This is a genomic window from bacterium, from assembly GCA_021372775.1.
GTDB lineage: Bacteria > Acidobacteriota > Polarisedimenticolia > J045 > J045 > JAJFTU01.
Map to the genome: position 1 here is coordinate 1 of JAJFTU010000284.1, position 2,458 is coordinate 2,458.

Annotated in this window: 3 protein-coding genes; all 3 read left to right on the plus strand. The window is 70.2% G+C overall.

The features are described from left to right. Nucleotides 1-413 precede the first annotated feature (413 nt). Nucleotides 414-1,313, plus strand: coding sequence for a three-Cys-motif partner protein TcmP (locus LLG88_09945; GenBank protein MCE5247225.1), 900 nt, complete (start codon nt 414-416; stop codon nt 1,311-1,313). Beyond that, on the plus strand, nt 1,313-2,044 hold the full coding sequence (locus LLG88_09950) for a phage Gp37/Gp68 family protein (GenBank protein ID MCE5247226.1): 732 nt from the start codon (nt 1,313-1,315) through the stop codon (nt 2,042-2,044). The genes LLG88_09945 and LLG88_09950 overlap by 1 nt, the downstream gene beginning before the upstream one ends. Nucleotides 2,045-2,272: 228 nt before the next feature. Next, nucleotides 2,273-2,458: ArsR family transcriptional regulator (locus tag LLG88_09955; GenBank protein MCE5247227.1), on the plus strand; the 186-nt coding region annotated here is incomplete at its 3' end.

The window sequence follows — 2,458 nt, forward strand, 5'->3', positions numbered from 1 at the left end:
CGGCGCGCCGAGCCCCGCGATCCGCGGCGCGGCCGCGCGGTCCACCGCGTCGGCCCGCAGCCCCGCGACCGTGACGAGGACGATGGTGTCCGGCTTCGACGAGCACCCGCCGGCGACGCCGAGCGCCGCCGCGAGAACGAACCCCGCGCAACGAAGTGAGAGCCTCATGCCGGCCATTCTATCGTGCCGGCCGGACAGCGCCGCGGGATCCCCGCGCCGCGCCCCGCGGCGGCCCGCCGGGGTTCGGCGCCCCGCGTTCCTCGATCCTCTCCGTCCGGCGCGGCGTCGTCCCGCTTCCGCACCGGTCCCCGCGCGTCGCGCTCGGACTCCGAAGTACACTTCGCCCGATCGCCCGCCGGGGTTCGACGCATCGGGGGCGTCGCGGCTCGGCGATCTTCGGCGAGGGGGGGGCGATGTCCGGATCGGCGCACAACGGCGGCGTCCACACGTTCGGCGGCGACTGGACGATCAGGAAACTGGAAATCGTCCAGAGCTATCTTCGCGCCTGCACGCAGGTGATGAAGAACCAGCCGTTCCGCACGGCCTACATCGACGCCTTCGCCGGGACGGGCCGACGGAGGCCGAGCGACGAGGCGGACGACGCCGCGCCGCTCTTCGACTTCTCCGACTTCCACCGCGACGCCAGACCGATTCTGGACGGCTCGGCCCGCATGGCGTTGGGCGTCGAGCCGCCGTTTGACAGGTACATCTTCATGGAAGCCGATCCCGTCAAGTGCGAGGCTCTGCGGGCGCAGGCCGACGACTTTCCGCAGCGGTCGCTCGACGTTCAGTGCGGCGACGCGAACGATCTCCTCCAAGCCCTCGCCGCCAAGGACTGGCGCAAGCACCGCGCCGTGTTGTTCCTCGATCCCTACGGCATGCAGGTGGCGTGGAGCACGATGAAGGCCGTCGCCGACACCCGCGCGATCGACGTCTGGGTTCTCTTTCCGCTCGGCGTCGCGACGCAGCGACTTCTCCAACGCGACGGGAACGTTCCCCCGGGATGGGCGTCCGCCTTGACGCGCATCTTCGGCACGGAGGCGTGGCGCGACGAGTTCTATCGGGCCGTCCAGGAGCCGGCGCTGTTCGACATTCCGGAGAGGCTGGAGAAGACGGCGACGACGCAGTCGATCGCTTCCTTCTACAAGCGGCGACTGACGGAGGTCTTTTCGGTCGTCGCGCCGAACCACGTGTTCCTGCGCAACTCCACGGGCTGTCCCTTGTACATGCTATGCTTCGCCGCGGGAAGCCCCGGCAAGGGCGGCGACGTCGCCCTCAGGATCGCCGACCATATCCTCAAGAAAGACCTCTGATGGCCCGCCGATCCGCGATCGAATGGACGGAGTCCACCTGGAACCCCGTCACGGGGTGCTCCAAGGTCAGTCCGGGCTGTCAGCACTGCTACGCCGAGCGGATGGCCAAGCGGCTGCGGCTGATGGGGCTGCCCCAGTACGAGCGCGGCTTCGAGGTGACGCTTCACGAGGACGCGCTCCGGCTGCCGCTGGAGTGGAAGACGCCGCAGCGCATCTTCGTGAACTCGATGAGCGACCTCTTTCACGAACTCGTGCCGGAAGAGTTCATCGCGCGCGTCTTCGCCGTGATGGAGGAAGCGGGCCGGCACCAGTTCCAGGTCCTGACCAAGCGCGCGCGCCGGCTGAACGAGTTGGCGCCGCGCCTCCCCTGGCCGAAGAACGTCTGGATGGGAGTCAGCGTCGAGACCGCCGCGTACGTCGAACGCATCGACAACCTCCGCGCCGCCGGCGCCGCGGTGAAGTTCCTGTCGCTCGAGCCGCTGCTCGGGCCGCTGCCGGACCTCGACCTCGCCGGGATCGACTGGGTGATCGTCGGCGGCGAATCCGGCCCCAAGGCCCGGGAGATGAAGCGGGAGTGGGTCGTCGAGATTCAGCGCCGGTGCGAAGACGCCGGCGTTCCGTTCTTCTTCAAGCAATGGGGCGGTGTCCGCCGGAAGGAGGCCGGGCGCCTTCTCGACGGACGAACGTGGGACGGCATGCCTTCCTGCGCGTCGAACTTGTCCCGCGCCTGACGCGCGGTCCCTCTTCCGTCCCCGCCGAAGCGCCTTCCTCGCGGACGCGCGCGGACCGGCGTCCGGCCTCCAAGGCCGCGCCGCGCCAACGGCGTCGCGCGGCGTCCAGGACCCGCCGCGCCAACGACGTCGCGCCGCGTCCGAGATTCGCCGCGCCGAGCCCGAGTCCGTTTCGTCGTCGGTCGAACTGGATTGACGGCCCGGGCGCCGGGGTGTATTTCTGATTCCATGACTGTCGAATCGAACGCGAAGGGCCGGGAGGCCGGGCTGGAGCGGCGGGCGGAGCTGTTCAAGGCGCTCGCCGACCCGACGCGGCTGCAGGTCGTCAACGCGCTGCTCGAGCGGCCGCACTGCGCCGAGGAGCTGTCCGGGCGGCTGCGCCGCGCGCCGTCCACGATCTCCTTCCACCTGCGC

Coding starts and splice junctions, on each gene's coding strand:
- LLG88_09945 (MCE5247225.1), top strand. CDS start 414: ATGTCCGGATCGGCGCACAACGGCGGCGTCCACACGTTCGGCGGCGAC.
- LLG88_09950 (MCE5247226.1), top strand. CDS start 1,313: ATGGCCCGCCGATCCGCGATCGAATGGACGGAGTCCACCTGGAACCCC.